Origin of the sequence: Micromonospora sp. NPDC049107, from assembly GCF_040648595.1 — a bacterium.
In the GTDB taxonomy this organism is placed as follows: Bacteria; Actinomycetota; Actinomycetes; order Mycobacteriales; family Micromonosporaceae; genus Micromonospora.
In genome coordinates, this window is record NZ_JBEZEC010000011.1 from 235,160 (window position 1) to 256,825 (window position 21,666).

Annotated in this window: 16 protein-coding genes and 1 pseudogene; 7 read left to right on the forward strand and 10 right to left on the reverse strand. The window is 72.3% G+C overall.

The genetic code is table 11. From position 1 onward, the window contains the following. Positions 1 to 426: 426 nt before the first annotated feature. The gene (locus AB0B55_RS26425; RefSeq protein ID WP_357126207.1) at positions 427 to 1,227 is read right to left on the reverse strand and encodes an MBL fold metallo-hydrolase; all 801 of its coding nucleotides are present in this window, start codon (positions 1,225 to 1,227) and stop codon (positions 427 to 429) included. A gap of 138 nt (positions 1,228 to 1,365) precedes the next feature. On the opposite strand from AB0B55_RS26425, the gene AB0B55_RS26430 reads away from it, so the two are divergent. After that, a complete protein-coding gene (locus tag AB0B55_RS26430) occupies positions 1,366 to 2,583 on the forward strand; it encodes an NADP-dependent isocitrate dehydrogenase (RefSeq protein ID WP_355050649.1) in 1,218 nt (405 codons plus the stop codon). Between the two features lie 339 nt (positions 2,584 to 2,922). On the opposite strand, the gene galT is transcribed toward AB0B55_RS26430, so the two are convergent. The 4 genes from galT to AB0B55_RS26450 all read right to left on the reverse strand — a co-directional run bounded on the left by galT (position 2,923) and on the right by AB0B55_RS26450 (position 8,064). Beyond that, positions 2,923 to 3,999: a galactose-1-phosphate uridylyltransferase gene (galT, locus tag AB0B55_RS26435; RefSeq protein ID WP_357174479.1), complete on the reverse strand. Its 1,077-nt coding sequence runs from the start codon at positions 3,997 to 3,999 to the stop codon at positions 2,923 to 2,925. Continuing rightward, positions 3,996 to 4,820: a DeoR/GlpR family DNA-binding transcription regulator gene (locus AB0B55_RS26440; protein ID WP_357126574.1), complete on the reverse strand. Its 825-nt coding sequence runs from the start codon at positions 4,818 to 4,820 to the stop codon at positions 3,996 to 3,998. The genes galT and AB0B55_RS26440 overlap by 4 nt, the downstream gene beginning before the upstream one ends. Positions 4,821 to 4,932: 112 nt before the next feature. Continuing rightward, complete coding sequence (gene cysC, locus AB0B55_RS26445) at positions 4,933 to 6,462, reverse strand: adenylyl-sulfate kinase (protein ID WP_357126197.1); 1,530 nt, start codon at positions 6,460 to 6,462, stop codon at positions 4,933 to 4,935. 87 nt (positions 6,463 to 6,549) lie between these two features. Beyond that, on the reverse strand, positions 6,550 to 8,064 hold the full coding sequence (locus AB0B55_RS26450) for a glycosyltransferase (RefSeq protein WP_357174482.1): 1,515 nt from the start codon (positions 8,062 to 8,064) through the stop codon (positions 6,550 to 6,552). A gap of 250 nt (positions 8,065 to 8,314) precedes the next feature. On the opposite strand from AB0B55_RS26450, the gene AB0B55_RS26455 reads away from it, so the two are divergent. The 5 genes from AB0B55_RS26455 to AB0B55_RS26475 all read left to right on the forward strand — a co-directional run bounded on the left by AB0B55_RS26455 (position 8,315) and on the right by AB0B55_RS26475 (position 12,483). After that, positions 8,315 to 9,229: an ABC transporter ATP-binding protein gene (locus AB0B55_RS26455; protein ID WP_357126191.1), complete on the forward strand. Its 915-nt coding sequence runs from the start codon at positions 8,315 to 8,317 to the stop codon at positions 9,227 to 9,229. Beyond that, a complete protein-coding gene (locus AB0B55_RS26460; protein ID WP_357126188.1) occupies positions 9,222 to 10,124 on the forward strand; it encodes an ABC transporter permease in 903 nt (300 codons plus the stop codon). Before AB0B55_RS26455 ends, AB0B55_RS26460 begins: the two co-directional genes overlap by 8 nt. Further along, entirely contained in the window at positions 10,124 to 11,038 is a 915-nt protein-coding gene (locus tag AB0B55_RS26465; RefSeq protein WP_357126185.1) for an ABC transporter ATP-binding protein, read from the forward strand. The genes AB0B55_RS26460 and AB0B55_RS26465 overlap by 1 nt, the downstream gene beginning before the upstream one ends. 4 nt (positions 11,039 to 11,042) lie before the next feature. Further along, entirely contained in the window at positions 11,043 to 11,753 is a 711-nt protein-coding gene (locus tag AB0B55_RS26470) for an ABC transporter permease subunit (RefSeq protein WP_357126182.1), read from the forward strand. A gap of 85 nt (positions 11,754 to 11,838) precedes the next feature. After that, entirely contained in the window at positions 11,839 to 12,483 is a 645-nt protein-coding gene (locus AB0B55_RS26475) for a hypothetical protein (RefSeq protein WP_357174485.1), read from the forward strand. 47 nt (positions 12,484 to 12,530) lie between these two features. Here AB0B55_RS26475 and valS read toward each other — a convergent pair whose 3' ends face one another. The 5 genes from valS to AB0B55_RS26500 are packed head-to-tail and all read right to left on the reverse strand — an operon-like array spanning position 12,531 to position 20,973. Continuing rightward, entirely contained in the window at positions 12,531 to 15,095 is a 2,565-nt protein-coding gene (gene valS / locus AB0B55_RS26480; protein ID WP_357174488.1) for a valine--tRNA ligase, read from the reverse strand. A 56-nt stretch (positions 15,096 to 15,151) separates the two neighbouring features. Continuing rightward, positions 15,152 to 17,032 carry an ABC transporter ATP-binding protein gene (locus AB0B55_RS26485; protein WP_357126173.1) on the reverse strand — a complete coding sequence of 627 codons (1,881 nt, stop codon included), beginning with the start codon at positions 17,030 to 17,032 and terminating at the stop codon, positions 15,152 to 15,154. Further along, positions 17,029 to 18,957 (reverse strand): ABC transporter ATP-binding protein, encoded by a 1,929-nt coding sequence (locus tag AB0B55_RS26490; protein WP_357174492.1) that lies wholly within the window; start codon positions 18,955 to 18,957, stop codon positions 17,029 to 17,031. Before AB0B55_RS26490 ends, AB0B55_RS26485 begins: the two co-directional genes overlap by 4 nt. Positions 18,958 to 18,994: 37 nt before the next feature. Then, on the reverse strand, positions 18,995 to 19,504 hold the full coding sequence (locus AB0B55_RS26495; RefSeq protein WP_357126167.1) for a methylated-DNA--[protein]-cysteine S-methyltransferase: 510 nt from the start codon (positions 19,502 to 19,504) through the stop codon (positions 18,995 to 18,997). Further along, positions 19,501 to 20,973: an AlkA N-terminal domain-containing protein gene (locus AB0B55_RS26500; protein WP_357174495.1), complete on the reverse strand. Its 1,473-nt coding sequence runs from the start codon at positions 20,971 to 20,973 to the stop codon at positions 19,501 to 19,503. Before AB0B55_RS26500 ends, AB0B55_RS26495 begins: the two co-directional genes overlap by 4 nt. Positions 20,974 to 21,216: 243 nt before the next feature. Between AB0B55_RS26500 and AB0B55_RS26505 the strand changes: the two are divergent. Then, a pseudogene (locus AB0B55_RS26505) lies at positions 21,217 to 21,642 on the forward strand (hypothetical protein); the annotation flags it as partial. Between the last annotated feature and the right edge of the window lie 24 nt (positions 21,643 to 21,666).

The window sequence follows — 21,666 nt, forward strand, 5'->3', positions numbered from 1 at the left end:
GCGCCGGCCAAGCCGGCGCGCCCTTCTCGCACTCCCTCCCACCCCCGCGCCACCCCCACCCGGCCGCCCGCGCCACATCCCGGCCTGCGCCCACCTAACCCGGTGATCAAGAGGTTCGCGTCACCAAAACCCCGATTCCTGACGCAAACCTCTTGATCACGGGGGTGCCGCCGGGTCCGTACCTCGATCCACGCGTCGATCATGGAGTTATTGCCCGGACACGCCGAGTGGGAAGGCAATAATTTCGTGATCGACGGGGGCGGGCCGGGCAGTCGCTGGGCGGGTAGGAGGGCGGGCCGGGCAGGCGGAGAGCGGGCCGGGGAGTCGCCGGCCGGGTAGGCGGAGATCGGGCCGGAGGGCCGGGTGGGCCGGGCAGGCGGGGGCGGGGCGGGCGGGGTCGGGGTGCGGGGGGCTGGCTGGGCGGGGTTAGGGGTGGGGGGTGAAGGGGGTGGTTAGGTGGGGGGTGGCCAGCAGGGTGGGGTTTGCCGTGGTCAGGGTGGTTTCCCGGGAACGGCGGGCTTCGTCGGGGTCTTCCTCGTGGGCGTACGCCAGGGTGGGGTCGACCAGTTGCACCGTGTGGACCAGGAGGTCGCCGGTGATCAGCAGGCGCTCGTCGGCCACCGTCACGAGCACCGACTGGTGGCCGGGGGTGTGTCCGGGGGTGGACAGCAGTCGTACCCCCGGGGTGAGGTCTGTCTCGCCGTCGACCACCCGGAGCTGGCCGGCGGCGCGCAACGGCGCGATCAGGCCGGCCGGCAGGCCCGGGTTGAGCGTCCGGGCCGCGTCCACCTCGGCGCGCTGCAGCAGGTAGCTCGCGTTCGGGAAGTACGGCCGGCCGGGTGTGCCGGTGACCGCCCAGCCGATGTGGTCGCTGTGCAGGTGGGTCAGTACGACCGTGTCGACGTCGGTGGGGTCGATGCCGGCGGCGGCCAGTTCGGCGGGTAGCCGGCCGGGCACCGGCGCCCAGCTCGCGGCGGGCGCGTCGGTCGGGCCGATTCCGGCGTCGACCAGGGTCACCGGTCCGTCGCCGGAGCGGATCGCGAAGCTGCGGAACGGCAGCCACCACTGCCCGTCTGCGGTGACCGAACCAGGGTCGCGGCGGTCGGCCTCCGCCCAGTGTGCGGCCGTGGCGTGCGGAAATACCTCGTCGCGGGGCTGGAAGAACGCGCCCTCTCCGTCGGTGAGCGCGGTGATCGTGATAGACCCGAGAGTGCGGCTCAGTGGCATCGCGCGATCGTGTCAGGGAACTGCTGTGCCGTGCAGCCCCGGTTTCACCGGTCGGCCGAGGCCGGCTGGGGGCTGCCGGCCCAATTGCAGTACGCTCGTACTGCTTGAGCACGTGTCCCCCGAGAGGAGCGCCGGCCGATGGCGAAGATCAAGGTAAACAACCCGGTCGTGGAGCTCGACGGCGACGAGATGACCCGGATCATCTGGAAGCAGATCCGCGAGCAGCTGATCCTGCCCTACCTCGACGTCGACCTGCACTACTACGACCTGTCGATCCAGTACCGCGACGAGACCGACGACCAGGTCACCATTGACGCCGCCAACGCCATCAAGGAGCACGGCGTCGGCGTCAAGTGCGCCACCATCACCCCGGACGAGGCCCGGGTCGAGGAGTTCGGCCTGAAGAAGATGTGGCGGTCGCCCAACGGCACCATCCGCAACATCCTCGGCGGCGTCGTCTTCCGTGAGCCGATCATCATGTCCAACGTGCCGCGGCTGGTCCCCGGCTGGACCAAGCCGATCATCATCGGCCGGCACGCCCACGGTGACCAGTACAAGGCCACCGACTTCGTCGTCCCCGGCCCGGGCACGGTGACCATCACCTACACGCCGGCCGACGGCGGCACGCCGATGGAGATGGAGGTCGCCAACTTCCCCGGCGGCGGCATCGCCATGGGCATGTACAACTACGACGAGTCGATCCGGGACTTCGCCCGCGCCTCCTTCCGGTACGGCCTGGACCGCAACTACCCGGTCTACATGTCGACCAAGAACACCATCCTCAAGGCGTACGACGGCCGGTTCAAGGACATCTTCGCCGAGGTGTTCGAGTCCGAGTTCAAGGCGGAGTTCGACGCCGCCGGACTGACCTACGAGCACCGGCTCATCGACGACATGGTCGCCGCCGCGCTCAAGTGGGAGGGCGGGTACGTGTGGGCCTGCAAGAACTACGACGGTGACGTGCAGTCCGACACTGTCGCGCAGGGCTTCGGCTCGCTGGGCCTGATGACCTCGGTGCTGCTCTCCCCGGACGGTCGTACCGTCGAGGCCGAGGCGGCGCACGGCACGGTCACCCGGCACTACCGGCAGTACCAGAAGGGCGAGAAGACCTCGACCAACCCGATCGCGTCGATCTACGCCTGGACCCGGGGCCTGGCCCACCGGGGCAAGCTGGACGGCACCCCGGCGGTCACCGAGTTCGCCAACACCCTGGAGCAGGTCATCATCGACACCGTCGAAGGCGGCCAGATGACCAAGGACCTCGCGCTGCTCATCTCGCGCGACGCCCCGTGGCTGACCACCGACGAGTTCATGAACGCGCTCGACGAGAACTTGGCCCGCCGGCTCTCCGCCTGATTCGACAGCACCAGCACCGGAGCCCGTCGGCACCCGCCGGCGGGCTCCGCTGTGTCCGGCGGGTGACACGCGTGCGGCGTCACCCCGGCCCGGCACGTCTCGTTGACCAGGGTGGACGAGATGCCAGTCGCGTCCAGAAGGTTGACCGAGGTCGACCGCGGTCTGCGTGCCGATCTGCCAGCCTTCCCGGCTGTGTCGCGCACAGCCAGCCGTCCCTTCCCTGCGGGGGGCCCTGTCCCGGGCCCCCCGCGCCCTGTTCTCCAGCAGGCGGCCGGCGCGCTGGCAGGTGTTAGGAAGGGCCCCCTCCTATACACGAGGCGTTAATAAGGTGCCCTTCCTTCAGGCGGCGCGTAGTAGTTCGGCGGCGCGTTCGGGGGAGATGTCGTTGATGAAGACGCCCATCCCCGACTCGGAACCGGCCAGGTACTTCAGCTTGTCCTTGGCCCGCCGGATGCTGAACAGCTGAAGGTGCAGGTGGCCCAGTTCGCGGTCGATGCGCACCGGCGCCTGGTGCCATGCCGCGATGTAGGGCATCGGCATGTCGAACAGCCCGTCGAAGCGGCGCAGCAGATCCAGGTAGAGCGGCCCGAAGGCGTCCCGCTCGCCGTCGTCGAGGGCCGGGATGTCCGGCACCACGCGCCGTGGTGCGACGTGCACCTCGAACGGCCAGCGGGCCGCCGCCGGCACGAACGCCGTCCAGTGCTCGTTCTCGGTGACGACGCGGTCGCCGGCCGCGCGTTCGGCGGCCAGCACGTCCGCGTACAGGTTGCCTCCGCCGGTGCGCTCGGCGTGCCGGCGGGCCGCGGCCAGCAACGCCCGGGTGCGCGGCGTCACGAAGGGGTACGCGTAGATCTGCCCGTGCGGGTGGTGCAGCGTGACGCCGATCTCGACACCCCGGTTCTCGAAGCAGAAGATCTGCTCCACCCCGGGCAGTTCGCCGAGCACCTCGGTCCGGTCGGCGAGCGCGTCCAGCACGGTGCGGACGCGGCGCGGCGGGAGGCTGGCGAAGGAGGCGTTGTGGTCGGAGGTGAAGCAGACCACCTCACACCGCCCCTGGCCCGGTCGGACCGGTGTGAACGGGGTGATCTCGCCGGGCTCGTCGGCGACCCGGCCGCTCAACGAGGGGAACCGGTTCTCGAAGACCACGACGTCGTAGTCCGGTGCGGGGATCTCGGTCAGCCGGTCGCCCTCGGACGGGTCGAGCGGGCACTCGTTCGCGGGCGGCAGGAACGTACGGGTCTGCCGGTGCACGGCCACCGCCACCCACTCGTCGGTCAGCGGGTCGTAGCGCAGTTGCGACGCGGGTGGCGGCGGCGGCAGGTCACGGCGGTCCGGCTGGTCGCGGACGGCGTCGTCGTTCTCGTCGAAGTAGATCAGTTCCCGGCCGTCGGCCAGGTTGATCGCGGTGCGCTTCACGGCGCCGTCCCCTCACTCGTCGGCGTGCGCGTCGCGCGGCCCGCCCTCGTCGCCTTAACCATGATCAGTTGGCCCACCTGTTCGCCGAGTACCCGTCGCGCGGTCGGAGGCAACGCCTCGTCGCTGACCAGTACGTGGGCTGCCGCCAGCTCGACGATCGAGGAGATGCCGACCGTGCCCCACTTCGTGTGGTCGGCGAGCACCACCAGCTGGTCCGCCGCGGCGACCAGCGCCCGGTCGATCTCGGCTTCCATCAGGTTCGGGGTGGTGAAGCCGGCCCGCTCGGTGATGCCGTGGACGCCGAGGAAGAGCAGATCGAGGTGCAGCCGGCGGACGGCCCCGACCGCGAGCGGTCCGACCAGCGCGTCCGACGGCGTCCGGACGCCGCCGGTGAGCACCACCGTCTGGTCGGACCGACCGCCGGCGTGCAGGATCTCGGCTACCGGCAGTGAGTTGGTCACCACGGTCAGGCCGGGAACCTCCACCAGCCGGCGGGCCAGTTCGGCGGTGGTGGTGCCGGCGGAGAGGGCGACCGCCGCGCCGGGCCGGACCAGCGCCGCGGCCCGGTCCGCGATGGCGGCCTTCTCCGGTAGTTGCCGGACGGACTTGGCGTGGAAGCCCGGCTCGTCGGTCGAGCTGGTGCCGGCCGCGGTCGCTCCGCCGTGCACCTTGGCCAGCAGGCCGCGCTCGTGCAGCGCCTCCAGATCGCGCCGGATGGTCATGTCGGAGACGCCGAACTCGGTCGCCAGGTCGCTCACCCGGACACCGCCGGTGGCACGGACCCGATCGAGGATGGCCGACTGCCGCTGCCGTGCGAGCATCCGCCGTGCCTCCCAGGGTCCACGTACTCTCACGCGGTCGAACGTGTTCCAACAAAGATGAACACTAGCGCGTGCCCGGAACCGGCGGAAGGAAAGGGGGCGGGGCGAACGGTCAGGCTGACTGGATCTTCAACTCCACCCAGCCGGTCTCGGTCAGGTGATCCAGTACGGCCTGCACCGCCTCCGCGATGCTCACGCGGGAGGTGTCCAGCACCAGGTCCGCGTCCGTCGGCTCCTCGTACGGGTCGTCGATGCCGGTCATCCCGGTCAGCAGACCGGCGCGGGCCCGCGCGTACAGGCCCTTGCGGTCCCGTTGCTCGCACACCTCGAGCGGTGTCGCGACGTGCACCAGCACGAATCCCGCCCCGGCGGCCAGGGCCATCTCCCGTGCCGTCGCACGGGCCGCCGCGTACGGGGCGATCGGGCAACAGATGCCCATGCCGTGGTGCCGGGCGATCTCGGCCGCCACCCACCCGATCCGACGGACGTTGAGATCCCGGTCGGTCTTGCTGAAGCTCAACCCGGCGGAGAGTTCGCGGCGTACCACGTCGCCGTCGAGGAGGGTCACCGACCGGTCGCCGTTCTCCCGCAACGCGTCCGCCAGCCCTCGGGCGACGGTGGACTTGCCGGAGCCGGAGAGGCCGGTCAGGAACACCACGAGCCCCCGGTGCCGGCGCGGCGGCCGAGCCCGGGCCAACTCCTTCGCCACCGCCGGAGGGGTGTGCCACTCGGGCAGGGGGAAGCCGCGGTCGAGCAGGTCCTCGATCTCCTCCTGGGTGAGCGCGAGACGCCGGTTACGTGGCGGAATGTCCTCCCGCCAGCGCCACTGCCCGTCCCGGTTGTCGTACGCCAGCTCGCGCGGCACCAACACCCGCAGGCCCGCCCCGGAGAGCATCTCCCCGGTGGAGAGCAGGTGGGTGACCCCGTACGCGGCGGAGACACGGGCCCGCAGCAGCGCGTCGCTGATCTCGTCGCGGCGGTGCGACAGCGGCACGGCAACCAGGGTGGCCGGGGGCATCCGGTCGCGGGCGGCGAAGATCGTACGCACCAGCGCCTCCGGTGCGAGCCCACCGACACCGCCCTCGCCGACCGGGATCATCACCAGCAGGTGGGCGGCCAGGGTACGGGCAGCGTGCGCGATCTGGGCCAGCTGTGGCCGGTGCAGCGGACGGTCGGCGATGACTCCGAGCACGCGGCCCGGGGGAAGTAGCGCCCGAACCTCCTCGGGGCTGCGTCGCAACCGCTGAAACGGGCCCTGGGCGCCGTCGCCGAGCCGCCGGAGCGGGCCACCCAGGCCCGCGACGCCGTCGCGCACCGGCCAGACGTCCGTCACCTGAAGGGCGGCGGCCGGCGCGCCCTCGGCGTCGGTCAGCACCAGCGCCCGGCGGGCCTCATCACGCGGATCGAAGCCCTGTGCCAGCGCGGCCGGCACCTGCAGGGTCACCGGCACCTGCCACGGTGTGCCGTCGGCCAGCCGGCCGCGTCGACTCACCGACACCAGGTCGGCACGGGTCATGAAGCCGGTCAGGGGGGCGTACGCGCCGGTCAGCAGCAGCTCCAGATCCGCGAGCTCACCGGGACGCGGCGTGTACGCCGGCGCGTCCCGGAGCACCTCGTCGGGCAGCACCCAGCCGTTGCTCATCCACACCCCCCACTCGCTGACGGCACACAGTTTCGCAGCCGACCGCCGATCGGTCGAGGCCGCCACTCCACGACCTGAGCGGTCGGGTCAGCGACGGACCCGGCGCCCCACCGCCGACCGCAGCCAGTTCCAAGCCTTCCGCTCGTCCCGGATCCTCGGCGTCGCGCCGTCGGCCGGGCAGATGAAGAGCAGCGGCAGCCGCGCGTCCTCGGTCCATCCGGCGTTGGTGATCCGTGCCTTGAGGAGCCAGCTACCCCGCGTACGACCGCCGTTGAGGGCTCGGAAGTCGATCGTGGTGGTGGCGCGGTGCACCAGATGGACGGTGTCGGCGCCGCCGGGCGTGGCGACCCGCTCGACCTGGAACTTCACCGGCAGGAAGATCTCGTCACCGGTCTCCCGGCGGCGGGCGACCACGTCCAGTCGAGCCTTGCGGACCTGCGCGGTGGAGTCGAGCACGTCGGAGGGGATCTCGTCCACCGGGAGCACCAGCACGTCGCGTTCGCCGTCGGAGCGGAAGCCGATCGGCTGGTCCGCGGAGCGCAGCTCGGCGGCCACGCCCACGGTGACGGCGTGCTCGTCCGGCTCCAGGGCGTCGATCCTGGCTCTCCCGGCGATGCCCGACTCCCACTTGGCCAGCCGCCGCAGGTCCGCGACCCGCCCCCGCTCGACCAGGTACGCCACGGCTCGTTGCAGCGGCGGCAGGCCAGCCGCGACCCCGGGGGCGAACCGCTCCTGGATGATCTTCTGGGCCTCGGCGGCGACCTGCTCCACCCAGTCCTCGGGAGCGTCCAGGAGCCGCTTGCCGCGCAGCCGGTTGAGCATTTCGTTGCGCAGCCACCGCCGGTGCAACCGGTCGCGCAGCGGCCCCGGCTCGGTGTGGGCGGTGACGACGTCGAGCGCGTCGCGCACGCTCGCGAAGTAGCTCGCCGGCTCCAGCCGGGCCGCGGTGACGTTCTTGGCATCGGGCCGCTGGGTGTGGTGGTAGCAGGTGTAGTCGGACAGCACGCAGGTGCGGCGGGACGCGAAGTAGGCGCGTACGACGAGCGAATGGTCCTCGAGCCGCCGCTTACCGCCCTCCGGGAACCGCAGCTTGTGCTCGTCGAGGAAGGCGCGGCGGAACAGCTTGTGGCAGGTCAGGCTGTCGATCAGCGGCGCGTTCTCCAGGGTGGCGTCGAAGCGGTTCTTGCGGAACAGCTCCCGGGGCACACCGCGCCCGTGCCCGGCCATCTTCCCGATCACCAGGTCCGCGTCGTACTTCTTCGCGCAGTCGTAGAGCCGTTCCAGCGCCTGGTCGGCGAACCAGTCGTCGTCGTCGGCGAAGAACACGTACTCGCCTCGGGCCCGCTCGATCCCGATGTTGCGCGGGCGCGACGGCCAGCCGGAGTTCTCAATGTGCACCACCTGGATGTGCGGGTGCTTGGCGGCCAGCCGGTCCAGCCGCGCGCCCGTGCCATCGGTGGACCCGTCGTCGACGAAGATCGCCTCGAACTCGTCGGCTGGTAGCGACTGGCTCAGCAGCGAGGCCACCAGCTTCTCGATGTGCGGGCCGCAGTTGTACGCGGGCACCACGACACTGACCTTGGGGACGCCAACCTCGACCATCACGATCCTTCCCGCGTCGGCGGTCGAATATCCCCCGGAACACTGCCCGGTGAACGGGAAGTGAATCGTGCCACCCCGGAGCGGACTTTCCGGCGGCGGGGTCTGGGTGAGCGCAGGACCGGCGCAAACGTTCGCCTCGGCCCGACCGCCCGCACGAAACAGACCCTAGGGGTACGGCGCCGCGAGGATCAGGGGAGCGCCGGGGGCGCGCCGGTGTCGACCTGGGGCATCGACTCCCTACGCTGGCCTGGTGACACTGATCGCGACCCAGTCGCTCACCAAGACGTACGGAGGTCGGGTCACCGCGCTCACCGACCTCACCGTCGCCGTCGAGCCCGGGATCATCGGCCTGGTGGGGGCGAACGGCGCCGGCAAATCCACCTTGATCAAGATTCTGCTCGGCCTGATCGCTCCGACGAGCGGGCAGGTCTCGGTGCTCGGCATCGACCCGACCACCGAACCGGCGGCGGTCCGCGCCCGCGTCGGCTACATGCCCGAGCACGACTGCCTCCCACCCGACCTGTCCGCCGCCGAGTTGGTCACCCACCTCGGGCGGATCAGTGGCCTGCCGCGCACGGTGGCCCGCGAGCGCGCCTCCGAGGCGTTGCGTCACGTCGGGCTCTACGAGGAGCGCTACCGGCCGGTGGGCGGCTACTCCACCGGCATGAAGCAGCGGGTCAAGCTGGCCCAGGCGCTGGTGCACGACCCCGACCTGCTGTTGCTGGACGAGCCGACCAACGGTCTGGACCCGGCCGGGCGGGACGCCATGCTGGCGTTGGTGCACCGGATCGGCACCGAGTTCGGCATCTCCGTGCTGGTGTGCTCGCACCTGCTGGGCGAGGTGGAGCGGATCTGCGACACGCTGATCGCCATCGACGGTGGCCGGCTGCTGCGCGCCGACCATATCTCCGCCATGACCTCGGCCACCGACGTGCTGGCCGTCGAGGTCAGCGAGGGCACCGAGGAACTGGCGGCCCGACTCACCGCGCTCGACCTGCCGGTGGCGCGCGACGGCCGGCTGCTGCTCGTACCGCTCGCCGACGACAGCACCTACGACCTGATCCTCGGCGCGGTCGCCGAACTGGACCTGCCGCTGCACCGGCTGGACCAGCGCCGGCACCGGGTGGCCGAACTCTTCGCCACGAGGGAGCTCACCCATGCCTGAGCCGTCATCCGCCGTCCGGTCCGCGCCGGCCGGTGTCATCCACGACATCGGCTACCAGCGCTACGAAGGCCCCCGCCTGGGCCGCCGGCACGTCTTCGGCGCGCTCTACCTGCACGGGCTGCGCACCATCTTCGGGCTCGGTCGCAGCGCCAAGGCCAAGATCTTTCCGTGGTTGGTGATCGGCATCGTCACCCTGGTCGCGGTGGCCCTGGCCGCCGTGCGCAGCCAACTCGGTGAGCCGGTCGCCACGTACGCCCAGTTCGCCGACGCGATGAGCTGGCTGGTCCTGTTCTTCGTCGCGGTGGCCGCCCCGGAGCTGGTCTCCCGCGACCTGCGCAGTGGTGTGCTGCCGCTCTACTTCTCCCGCCCACTGCCGCGCGCCGACTACGCGATCGCCAAGCTGCTGGCGCTCGTCACCGGCCTCTGGCTGCTGCTCGGTGGACCGCAACTGATCATGTTCCTGGGTGCCGCGTTCACCACCAAGGACGGCCTGAAGGGCGTCTGGAACGAGCTGCTCGACCTGCTCCCCGGTCTGCTCTACGCCGGGCTGTGGGCGGTGGTCTTCGCCTCGGTGGGGCTGCTCGTCGCGTCGCTGACCGGCAAGCGCGCGTTCGCCGCCGGTGGGGTGGTCGCCGTCTTCCTGATGACCACCCCGATCGTGGGCGTGCTGAGCATCCTGCCGTCGAACACGGCCAACGAACTGGCCGGCATGGCCTCGCCCTCCACCCTCGTGCAGGGGGTCGGCATCTGGTCGCTGGGTGACCTGCTGGTCGAGGGCGATCCGGGCGAGATGATGATCGGCCGATTCGGCCCGGTCTACGCCCTGGTGGCGGTGCTGCTGGTCGCCGGGGCGACCACCCTCCTGCTGGCCCGCTACCGGAAGGTCGCCTCCTGATGAGCAGCACCCTGAGCCTGACCGGGGTGTCCCGGTGGTACGGCAACGTGGTGGCCGTCAACGACATCAGCATGATCCTCGGCCCCGGGGTGACCGGTCTGCTCGGCCCGAACGGCGCCGGCAAGACCACGCTGCTGCACATGATGGCCGGATTCCTCGCCCCGTCGCGCGGCACGGTGACCCTCGACGACGAGCCGACCTGGCGGAATCCCGCCGTCTACCGCCGGCTGGGCCTGGTCAGCGAGCGGGAGGCGGTGCAGAGCTTCCTCACCGCGTACGAGTTCGTGCTCGCCAGCGCCAAGCTGCACCGACTGGCCGACCCGGCGGCGGCCGCCCGACGCGCCATCGACCTGGTGGAGTTGGAGTCGGCGCAGGACCGCCGGATCGGCACGTACTCCAAGGGCATGCGACAGCGCGCGCGGGTGGCCGCGGCGCTGGTGCACGACCCGCAGGTGCTGCTGCTCGACGAGCCGTTCAACGGGATGGACCCGCGTCAGCGGCTGCACATGATGGATCTGCTGCACTCCCTCGGCGACTCCGGCCGGACGATCCTGTTCAGCTCGCACATCCTGGAAGAGGTCGAACAGGTCTCCGGCACGGTGCAGGTGATGGTGGCGGGCCGGCTGGCCGCCTCCGGCGACTTCCGGACCATCCGCCGGCTCATGACCAACCGGCCGCACGTCTTCGCGGTGCGCTCCACCGACGACCGGGCGCTGGCCGTCGCACTGATCGCCGAGCCGTCGGTGAGCGGTGTCGAGCTGGACCGCGCCGGCCTGACCGTGCGCGCCGGCGACTACGGCGCCTTCACCCGGGCGCTGCCCCGGATCGCCCTGCGCCAGGGCATCCGGGTGCGTCAGTTGGTGCCGTCCGACGAGTCCCTGGAGAGCGTCTTCTCCTACCTGGTGGAGGCCTGAGAACATGTCGACCATTACCTGGATCACCGCGCGCGGCCTGTTCGGCCGGCGGCGGTTCCTCCTCCTGCTGCCCCTGCCGCTGGTGCTGCTCGGCCTGGCCGTCCTTTGCCGGTCCCTGGGCGTGGACCCGGGCGAGTGGGGCCCGCCGGTGCTGGTCGGCCTCGGCCTGGCGGTGGTGCTGCCGGTGGTGGCCCTGATCATCGGCACGGGCGTGCTGGGCGCCGAGATCGACGACGGCACGGTCGTGCACATCCTCACCAAGCCGCTGCCGCGCTGGCAGATCGTGCTGCCGAAGCTCGCGGTCGCCACCGGGGTCACCGCGGCCACCGTCGCGGTGCCGCTCTACGTCGCGGGCGTGCTTGCCGATTCGGTACGCCTCGGACTGGCGCTCGCCGCCGCGTCCGCGTTCGGCGCGCTCGCGTACTCGGCGCTGTTCCTCGCGCTCAGCCTCATCACCCGGCGTCCGGTGCTGCTCGGCCTCGTCTACGTGCTGATCTGGGAGGGGCTGCTGGGCAACTTCGTCAGCGGCACGAAGGTGCTCTCCATCCAGCAGTACGTGATCGCGCTCGCCGACCGGCTCGCCCCCAGCGGGCTGCTGGAGACCAGCGTGTCGGTGCCGGTGGCCGGCGTGATGACCGCGCTGGTGAGCGTCGGCTTCACCGTGCTGGCGATCGACCGCCTGCGCTCGTTCAGCGTGGCCGGCGAGACGAGCTGAGGCGTGCGGAGTCCGGCCAGCCCTCCGGCGACGGGTAGGGCTGGCCGGATGGACCGGGCGGGCCCCACCCACGAGGCTGGTGGACGTGACTGTCGAAGCGGAGCGCAGACCCTTGGCTGACCCGTACTCCCGCCGTAGCCGGGCGTGGCTGATCAGCCTCGCCGCTGCCGGCCTCGCGTCCGCGACGGTCGCGACGGCCGCCCAGGGCAGCGGCCGGTTCCACTGGTGGGCCGGCTTCATCCTGATCCCGGCCGCGCTGATCGCGGCCAGCGGCGGCCCGCTGCTGGCCCGCGGCGGTGGTCGCGCCTTCGCGGGTTACGTCGTCGCCTGCGTCGGGGCACTGGCGTTCGTGGTGGGCGCGCTGCTGATGTTCGGCGCGATGGGTGAGGGCTGGCCACTGCTGGTGGTGCTGCCCTGCCTGGCGGTGGCCGGCACGTACGGCTGGCATGCGGCTCACCCGCTGGCCCGTGGTCTGCACCGCGCGGTGGCGCTGCTCGCGCTGACCGGCGCGCTGGTCGGTGTGACCCTGCAACTGCTCCACGCCCGGGTGATCCACCTGGAGACGGGTTGGTGGGGCGCGTTCATGATGCTCGCCGGGGTCATCGTGCTGGGCAACGCGGCTGAGCTGGCCCGGCACCGGATGCCGTACCGGCTCCAGGCGATCACCCTGCTGGTCGGGCCCTCCGTGGTGGCCTTCCTGCTCGGCCTGCGCTTCCTGCGCGGCTGGTGACGGCCGGTCCGCCGCCGCCCCCGGGGGGTGGGCGGCGGCGGACCCGGTCAGAAGGCGCAGGCGATGACGAGGTCCGGGGTGCGGTCCGGCAGCAGGTCGAGCTTGCCGATCCGGCCCGCCGCCCGCAGGTCGTCGGCGACCAGGGTGAGCTGCTCCAGCATCGCCGCCGGGCCGAGCGCCTCGGCCAGCGGCACCTCCGCCTTCATCGACAGTTTCCGCTCCGACTTGGCCCGCCGCACCTGGCCCAACGCGTCCCCGGCCAGCCGCAGCAGCGCGGGCTCGCCCGTCCCCTCGATCGCGCGGGCCACCTCGTAGGTGGTGGGCCAGGGCGCGCGGTGCACCGACCCGTACCGCCACCACGACCAGATCTCCTCGGTGACGTACGGCAGCACGGGCGCGAACAGCCGCAACTGCACCGACAGCGCCGAGGCCAGCGCCGCCCGCGCCGAGTCGGCCGCCGCTCCGGTGCCGTACGCCCGTTCCTTGACCAACTCGATGTAGTCGTCGCAGAACCGCCAGAAGAACGCCTCGGTCACCTGGAGGGCGGCCGTGTGGTCGTACCCGTCGAAGGCCGTGCTCGCGGCGCTCACCACCGTGCCCAGTTCGGCGAGCATGGCGCGGTCGAGCGGGGTCGTCGTGGCGGCGCGCAGCGCGTCCGCGGCGCCCAGGCCGAGCGCGAACTTCGACGCGTTGAGCAGTTTGGTGGCCAGCCGGCGGCCGACCTTGATCTGCGCCGGGTCGAAGGCCAGGTCCATGCCGGGCTTGCCGCTGGCCGCCCAGTAGCGCACCGCGTCCGAGCCGTGCTGCTCCAGCAGCGCGAGCGGGGTGACCACGTTCCCCTTGGACTTGGCCATCTTCTTGTGGTCCGGGTCGAGGATCCAGCCCGACAGCACGGTGTCCCGCCAGGGCAGCACCCCGTGCTCGAAGTGCGAACGGACCACGCTGTCGAAGAGCCAGGTTCGGATGATCTCCTGCCCCTGCGGGCGCAGGTCCATCGGGAAGACCTGCGCGAACAGCTCCGGGTCGGTCTCCCAGCCGCCGACGATCTGCGGCGTCAACGACGAGGTCGCCCAGGTGTCCAGCACGTCCGGGTCGCCGATGAAGCCGCCCGGCCGCCCGCGCTGCGACTCGTCGAAACCGGGCGCCGGGTCACTGGACGGGTCGACCGGCAGCGTCGACTCGTCCGGCGTGAGAGGGTGGGACCAGTCCGGCTCGCCAGTGTCGTCGAGCCGGTACCACACCGGCACCGGCACTCCGAAGAAGCGCTGCCGGCTCACCAGCCAGTCGCCGGTCAGGCCGCCCACCCAGTTGTCGTAGCGGTGTTTCATGTGCGCCGGCACCCAGTGCAGCTCCGCGCCCCGGGCCAGCAGCGTCGCCCGCAGTTCGGCGTCCCGTCCGCCGTTGCGCAGGTACCACTGGCGCGTGGAGACGATCTCCAGTGGCCGGTCGCCACGCTCGTAGAACTTCACCGGGTGGGTCACCGGACGCGGCTCTCCGATCAGGTCACCCGCGTCGGCCAGCATCCCGACGATCTCCCGGCGCGCGCCGTTGACGGTCTGCCCGGCCAGCCCCGCGTACGGCGCCGCGGGCACCCCGGCCGGCGGCTCCGGCAGCAGACGGCCGTCCCGGCCGATCACCACCCGGGTGTCCAGCTGTAGCTCACGCCACCAGGTCACATCGGCGAGGTCGCCGAACGTGCAGACCATGGCGATGCCGGTGCCCTTCGCGGGATCGGCGAGCGGGTGGGCGCGCACCGGCACCTCGACGTCGAACAGCGGGCTGCGCACGGTCGCGCCCACCAGGTCGGCGTACCGCTCGTCGTCGGGGTGGCAGACCAGCGCGACGCAGGCCGGCAGGAGCTCCGGCCGGGTGGTGTCGATGAGCACCTCGCGCCCGCCGGGCCCGGCGAACCGCAGCCGGTGGTACTCGCCGGGACGTTCCCGGTCCTCCAGCTCGGCCTGGGCCACCGCGGTGGCGAAGCCGACGTCCCACAGCGTCGGCGCCTCCGCCTGGTACGCCTCACCCCGGCGCAGGTTGCGCACGAACGCCCGCTGGCTGGTGGCGCGGGCCATCCGGCCGATCGTCGTGTACGTCAGGGACCAGTCCACCGAGAGCCCGAGCCGCCGCCAGAGGGCCTCGAAGACCTGCTCGTCGGCGACCGTCAGCCGCTCGCACAGCTCGATGAAGTTGCGCCGCGAGATCGGCGTCGGGTCGCGTCGGGCGGCGTCGTCGACCGGGGTGGCCGGCGGCCGCCACACCGGGTCGTACGCCAACGCCGGGTCGCAGCGCACCCCGTACACGTTCTGCACGCGACGTTCGGTGGGCAGCCCGTTGTCGTCCCAGCCGATCGGGTAGAAGACCGCCTTGCCCCGCATCCGCTGGTAGCGGGCGACGGTGTCGGTGTGCGTGTACGAGAAGACGTGCCCCATGTGCAACTCGCCCGATACGGTCGGCGGCGGTGTGTCGATGGAGTACACGTCTTTCCGCTCCCGGGAACGGTCGAACGCGTACGTGCCCTCCTCCTGCCAACGCTGCGCCCAACGCTCCTCGAGCCCGTCCAGACTGGGACGCTCGGGAACGCCGGCGCGGGCGGTCCTCGCCGTATCGGTCATCTGCCGATCGTAGGCATCAGCCGGGTGCCGAGCCACGCAGTTGCGTATCGCCGGTCCTACCCGAGCGAGTCGCGCCACTGCCGGTGCAGGGCCGCGTACCGGCCGCCGGACCCGACCAGCACGGCCGGCGGGCCGTCCTCGACGACCTTCCCGCCGTCGACGACGAGCACCCGGTCGGCCGTCTCCACTGTGGAGAGGCGGTGTGCGATCACCAGCGCCGTCCGGTCCCGCAGGATGGTGCCGAGCGCGCGTTGCACCAGCCGTTCCGTCGGCACGTCCAGCGACGACGTCGCCTCGTCGAGGATCAGCACGGTCGGGTCGGCGAGGAACGCCCGGGCGAACGCGACCAGTTGTCGCTGGCCGGCGGAGAGCCGCCCGCCGCGCCGGTGCACCTGGGTGGCGTACCCGTCGGGCAACGCGGCGATGAACTCGTGCGCGCCGATCGCCTGGGCGGCGGCCCGCACCTCGGCGTCGTCGGCGCCCGGACGGCCGAACCGGATGTTCTCCGCCACCGTGCCGCTGAACAGGTGGTTCTCCTGCGTCACGAGCACCACGGCGCGGCGCAGGTCGGCGTCGCACACCGCGCGCAGGTCGATGCCGTCCAGCAGGACCGTGCCGGCGTCCGGGTCGTGGAACCGGGCCACGAGCTTGGCGATGGTCGACTTGCCCGCGCCGGTCGGCCCGATCAGCGCGACCGTCTGCCCGGCCGGCACCCGCAGGTCCAGTCCGGCGAGGATGGGGGTGTTCGCGCGGTAGCCGAACGAGACGCCCCGGAAGGTCAGCTCGCCGTGACCGGGGCCGCGCGGCAGCGGCACCGGCCGGGCCGGCTCGGCGACGCCGGGCCGTTCGTCGAGCACCCCGGCCAGCTTCTCGAGCGCCGCCGTCGCCGACTGCAACGAGTTGTAGAACTGGCTCAGCTCCTGCATCGGCTCGAAGAAGCGTCGCAGGTAGAGCAGGAACGCGGCGAGCACGCCGACCTCGGTCCGCCCGCCGAGCACCCGCCACCCGCCGTAACAGAGCACGACCGCGACCGTGAGGTTGCCGATCAACTTGATCGCCGGCGAGTACGTGGCGATCAGCCGGAACGCGTGCAGGCTCGCCCGCCGGTAGTCGTCCCCGAGCGTCACGAAGATCCGCTGGTTGCGCGGCTCCCGACGGAACGTCTGCACCGCCCGGATGCCCCGCATCGACTCGACGAAGTGCACGATGACCAGCGCGACGGCCTCCCTCGTCCGCCGGTAGGCGGTGGCCGAAGCCCGGGCGAACCAGCGGGAGAGCCAGAACAGGAACGGGAACGCGAGCAGCGTCACCGCGGCCAGTGGCAGGTCCAGCCAGAGCAGGATGGCGGCCACCGACAGGATCGACAGCGCGGCGAGCACCAGGCTGTCGATTCCCCCGTCGACCAACTCGGCGATGCTGTCCAGGTCGCTGGTGAGGCGGGACACCATCCGACCCGAGGTGTACCGCTCGTGGAAGCCCACCGACAGTCGTAGGAAGTGCCCGAACACCCGCTGTCGCAGGTCCAGCAGGACGGCCTGGCCGATGCGGGCGGAGAGGGTCAGGAAGCCTCGGCGGGCCGCGTACTCCGTCACGGCGGCGGCGGCGAACGCCCCGGCCACGGCGACCAGCGGGGTGGCGTTCCCGGCGCGCAGCGGGGCGATGGCGCGATCGATGCCGATCATGACCAGGTACGGGCCGGCCATCGCGGCGGCGTTCTGCGCGAGCAGCAGACCGACGGCGGCGGCGAGTCGTCCCCGATGCGGGCGCAGCAGGTCGGCCAGCAGGGCCCGGCTGTGCCGGCGCAGCCGGGCGACGGCCTCCGGGGTGTCCTCCTCGGCCCGACTCCGGTCGGCCTCCGGGTCGGTGGCCGTCCCCCGCCAGCGGGCCAGCTCCGGCTCCCCCTCGGGAGACGGATCGGCCTGCTCCGGGGTTGTCACGAGCGCACCAGGCCCCAGCCGTCCGAGGTGGACGCGCCGGGCCCCGGCGGCCCGACACCCCCGGGCCCGGTTCCGGCTGGGTGGACGGCGGCGGCCGGTTGCGCGGGTGGTGGCTCGGCGGCTCCGGGGTGAGCCGGTTGCGCGGGTGGTGGCTCGGCGGCGAGCAGCGCCCGGTAGGCGGGCACGGTGGCGAGCAGTTCCGAGTGCCGGCCGATCGCGGCGATCCGTCCACCGTCGAGCAGGGCGACGCGGTCGGCCAGCGCGATCGTCGATGGTCGGTGCACCACCAGCAGGGCGGTGCTGGCCCGCAGCACCTGCCGTAGCGCCGCCTCCACCAGCGCTTCGGTGTGCACGTCAAGGGCGGACAGCGGGTCGTCGAGCACCAGCAGCGCCGGGCGACCGAGCACCGCCCGCGCCAGGGCCAACCGCTGCCGCTGGCCCCCGGAGAGGGACAACCCCTGCTCACCCACGCGGGTGGCCAGGCCCCACGGCAGGTCGTACGCGAAATCGGCCTGTGCCAGCGCGAGGGCCGCGCGGACCTCGTCGTCGCCGGCGTCCGGGCGGCCCAGGGTGAGGTTCTCCCACACCGACATGGAGAAGAGGGTGGGCTCCTCGAACGCCACCCCGACCAGCCGGCGCAGCGAGGCCAGCCGCAGGTCGCGCAGGTCGTGCCCGTCGAGGGTGATCCGGCCGCCGGTCACCTCGTGCAGTCGGGGCACCAGCGAGAGCAGGGTGCTCTTGCCGCAGCCGGTGGCACCGACCAGGGCCAGCGTCTCGCCGGGCTCGATGGTCAGGTCGATCTCGTCGAGGACGCCGGTGGCCGCGCCCGGGTAGCGGAAGGCGACCCGTTCGAAGCGGAGCCGACCCTGGACCGCGTCGCGGCTGAGCGTGAGCGCGTCGGGAGCGTCCACGATCTGCGGTGGAGTGTCCAGCACCTCCTGGACCCGGTCGGCGGCGGTGGCGGCCTCCTGCCCGTTGGCGATGATCCAGCCCAGCGACTGCACCGGCCAGATGAGCATCAGTTGGAGGCTGGCGAACGCCACCAGCTCCCCGATCGTGAGCACTCCCCGCGCGGCGGCGGCGGCACCGGCGACCAGCACCACGCCCAGCGTCAGGTTGGGCACCAGGTCGAGCAGCGCCGCCGTGTTCGCCAGCAGCCGGCCCTTGCCCACGCCGGTGTCGTGCAGCGCCCGGGCCCCGTCGGCGAAGCGGGCGGCCAGCTCGGGCCCTCGCCCGTACGCCTTCATGGTGCGCAGGCCCTGCGCGGTCTCCTCGACCAGCGTCGCCACGTCGCCCTGCTGGTCCTGCATCCGCCGGGACGCGGTGTGGTAGTGCCGACCGAACCGGCGGGTGATCAGCAGCAGTGGCACGGCGCTGGCCGCGACCAGCAACCCGAGCGCCGCGTGCAGGTGGATCAGCAGCAGCACCACCACCACGTAGGTGGTCAGGTTGAGCACCAGGAAGAAGACACCGAAGGACAGGAACCGGCGGATCACCGACAGGTCGCTGGTGATCCGGGAGAGCAGTTGGCCGGACTGCCAACGGTCGTGGAAACTGGCCGGCAGCCGTTGCAGGTGCGCGTAGACGTCGGCGCGCAGTGCCGCCTCCATGCCCACCGCCGAGGACGACTGCACCCACCGACGGATGAAGATGAGCACCGCCTCGACCACGCCGAGCAGCAGCGCCAGAGCACCGAGTTGGAGCAGGCCCGCGGGCTCGTGGCGGGCCACCGGCCCGTCCACCACGCGCTGCACCACCAGGGGTACGGCGATCCCGGCGGCCGTGCCGGCGAGCCCGGCGACCAGCAACCAGGCGAACTCGGTGGCGTACGGGCGCAGGTAGCGGCGCAGCCGCCAGAGGTTGTGCACGGGGTGGCGGCCCGCGGCGACCGGGGCGGCCCGGTCGCCGTCGCTCTCCACAGGCACTACCCGACGGTAGCGTCATTGGGTGCCCGTGTAGTTGTCAGCTTGCCGTCAACCGCCGCTCATGACCGAGAAGCCACTTCTTCACGTCCAGCCCCCAGCGGTAGCCACCGAGGCTCCCGTCGGTACGCAGCACCCGGTGGCAGGGCACGAAGAGCGCCGCGGCGTTACGCGCGCAGGCGGCGGCCGCGGCCCGCACCGCGGGTGGCCGCCCGGCCAGCGCCGCGTACCCCGTGTAGGTGACCGGCGCGCCCGGCGGCACGTCCCGCAGCACCTGCCAGGCGTACGCCATGAACTCGCCGCCGGTGTGCTGCCGTACCGGCACCGAGTCGATGGCGGTGAGATCCCCGTCCAGGTAGGACCGAACGGCCACGGTGGTCGGCCCGAGATCGGCGCGTGGTCGTACCGGCGCTCGCAGACTCGGGTGGATCAGGGGCGGCAGCGCCTCCGGGTCGGGGGTGAAGCCGGCCGCCAGGACCTGACCGTCGCGGTCGGCGAGGATGCTCAGCGGACCGGTCGGGGTGGTCAGGACGGTGCTGTCGATGCTCATGCGGCTCTCCAGAGTCTGATCGTGGCGTAGGACCGCCAGGGGCGCCACCGTTCGGCGTGCGCGTCGAGGGTCGTGTGGGGTAGGCCGAGCGCCGTCGCGCCGCGGCGGATCGCGAGGTCGCTGTCGAGGAGGACGTCGGGGTCGCCGAGGGCGCGCATGGCGAGGTAGTCGGCGGTCCACGGCCCGATCCCGGGCAGCGCGAGCAGCCGCCGCCTGGTCTCCTGACGGTCACCCCCGGGCGCCAGGTCCACGGACCCGTCCACCAGGGCACGGGCCAGCCCTCGAATGGCGTCCCGCCGCCGCCCCGGCATCCCGAACTCCCCGTCGGAGATCCCCAAAACCTCCTCCGGCGTGAGGAACCCCCGCAGGTCACCCCGTTGATCATGAAGTTGTTGTCGCGACACGCCGTCGTCGGTGGCAACAACTTCATGATCGACGCGGGTGGCCAGCAGGCGGGTCAGGGTGGTGCGGGCGGAGCGCACCGAGACCTGTTGGCCCACTATCGCGCGTACGGCCATTTCGAACCCGTCGACCGCGCGGGGGACGCGGATCCCGGGCTCGGCCGTCACCGCCGGGGCCAGGGCCGGGTCGGCCGCCAGCGTGGCGTCGACCGCCTCCGGGTCCGCGTCGAGGTCGAGCAGACGCCGGCAGCGGGCCACCGCCGGCGCGAGGTCGCGCAGGTCGGCCAGGCGCAGCGTCGCCGCCACGTGCCCGTCCGCCGGGGTCAGGGCCACCTGGCCGGGGCCGTGTGGCAACCGCAACCCCCGGCGGTACGTCCCGTCGCGTACCTCCTCGACACCTGGCAGCGCGCGCAGCGCGAGGAAGTCCAGCAGCGCGTGGGCGTGCAGCGGCGGACGGTACGCCAGCCGGAGCGTGATCGTCCCCGCCCCGATTGCCGCCAGGTGTCGGCCGCGAGCGGTCCGCAGTTCCGAGGGGGCGCTCGCGTACACCTCGCGGACCGTGTCGTTGAACTGCCGCACGCTGCCGAAGCCGGCGGCGAACGCGATCTCGGCCATCCCCAGCCCGGTCGTCTCGATGAGGATTCGCGCGGTCTGCGCACGCTGGGCCCGGGCCAGCGCGAGCGGCCCGGCCCCCATCTCGGCGCGCAGCATCCGGTGCAGGTGCCGTTCGGTGTAGCCCAGTCGGGCGGCCAGCCCCGGTACGCCGTCCCGGTCGACCACCCCGTCGGCGATCAGCCGCATCGCCCGGCCCACCACGTCGGCGCGGACGTCCCACTGCGGCGAGCCGGGCGCGGCGTCCGGCCGGCAGCGGCGGCAGGCGCGCAGCCCGGCGCCCTGGGCGGCAGCGGCTGACGGGAAGAACCGGACGTTCTGCCGCTTCGGCGTGATCGCCGGGCAGGACGGCCGGCAGTAGATCCCGGTCGACGTCACGCCGGTGTAGAACCAGCCGTCGAACCTCTGGTCGCGACTGTCCACCGCCCGGTAGCACCGTTCGAAGTCCATCTCCACGCCACCGATGATGCCCCGCTGCTCAAGCCGTCGGCTGGCGGAAATCAGACCCGACCATCACCACCCCCCGCACCCACCCCCGCTTTTCCCGGTGATCAAGAGGTTCGCGTCACGACACGCCGTACCCCGTGACGCGAACTTCTTGATCACCGGGGCGGAGAGGTGGGGGTGGGGGATTTCCGCCCGGGAGTGTCGGTCGTCCCGGGTAACGTCTCGCCACCAACTCAAGAAGGGGGGGCGGCGATGGCGAGCGTTGCGGGTTGGGTGGCGGCGTCTACACACGGCTCGATTCCGCCGTTGCCCCGCGCCGTGGTGCAGTCCTTCTACCGCCGGATGCGGGCCGTCGCGCCGGCCGCCGTCGGCGCCATCGAACGGGACCGGTCCGCCGACCAGGCGGAGCCGTTCGCCGACACCGCCTGCGGCCGGCTGGTCCGGTCGCTCGACGAGGCCGGCCTGCGGGCGCTCGGCATGTGGACGCATCACCGGTGCATGCGTTTCTACGACGACGACACGACCGTCGGCCGGCGGCTGATCGCGGAGATCGCGGCCCGGCCCAGCCTCGGCTGGACGGCGGACGAGGTGCGCTGGATGCTGCGCGAGTCGAATTCCGCAGGGCCGGCGGCAGCGGACCGGTTCACCCTGCCCCGCGCCGCGTGCGCGCAACTGCCCGCGTCCGAGCGGCCGTGCGACGAC

Excerpts from the sequence above, each read along its gene's own strand:
- AB0B55_RS26425 (WP_357126207.1), bottom strand. The coding sequence starts at position 1,227 with ATGCCACTGAGCCGCACTCTCGGGTCTATCACGATCACCGCGCTCACC.
- AB0B55_RS26430 (WP_355050649.1), top strand. The coding sequence starts at position 1,366 with ATGGCGAAGATCAAGGTAAACAACCCGGTCGTGGAGCTCGACGGCGAC.
- AB0B55_RS26440 (WP_357126574.1), bottom strand. The coding sequence starts at position 4,820 with ATGCTCGCACGGCAGCGGCAGTCGGCCATCCTCGATCGGGTCCGTGCC.
- cysC (WP_357126197.1), bottom strand. The coding sequence starts at position 6,462 with ATGAGCAACGGCTGGGTGCTGCCCGACGAGGTGCTCCGGGACGCGCCG.
- AB0B55_RS26450 (WP_357174482.1), bottom strand. The coding sequence starts at position 8,064 with ATGGTCGAGGTTGGCGTCCCCAAGGTCAGTGTCGTGGTGCCCGCGTAC.
- AB0B55_RS26460 (WP_357126188.1), top strand. The coding sequence starts at position 9,222 with ATGCCTGAGCCGTCATCCGCCGTCCGGTCCGCGCCGGCCGGTGTCATC.
- AB0B55_RS26465 (WP_357126185.1), top strand. The coding sequence starts at position 10,124 with ATGAGCAGCACCCTGAGCCTGACCGGGGTGTCCCGGTGGTACGGCAAC.
- AB0B55_RS26470 (WP_357126182.1), top strand. The coding sequence starts at position 11,043 with ATGTCGACCATTACCTGGATCACCGCGCGCGGCCTGTTCGGCCGGCGG.
- valS (WP_357174488.1), bottom strand. The coding sequence starts at position 15,095 with ATGACCGATACGGCGAGGACCGCCCGCGCCGGCGTTCCCGAGCGTCCC.
- AB0B55_RS26495 (WP_357126167.1), bottom strand. The coding sequence starts at position 19,504 with ATGAGCATCGACAGCACCGTCCTGACCACCCCGACCGGTCCGCTGAGC.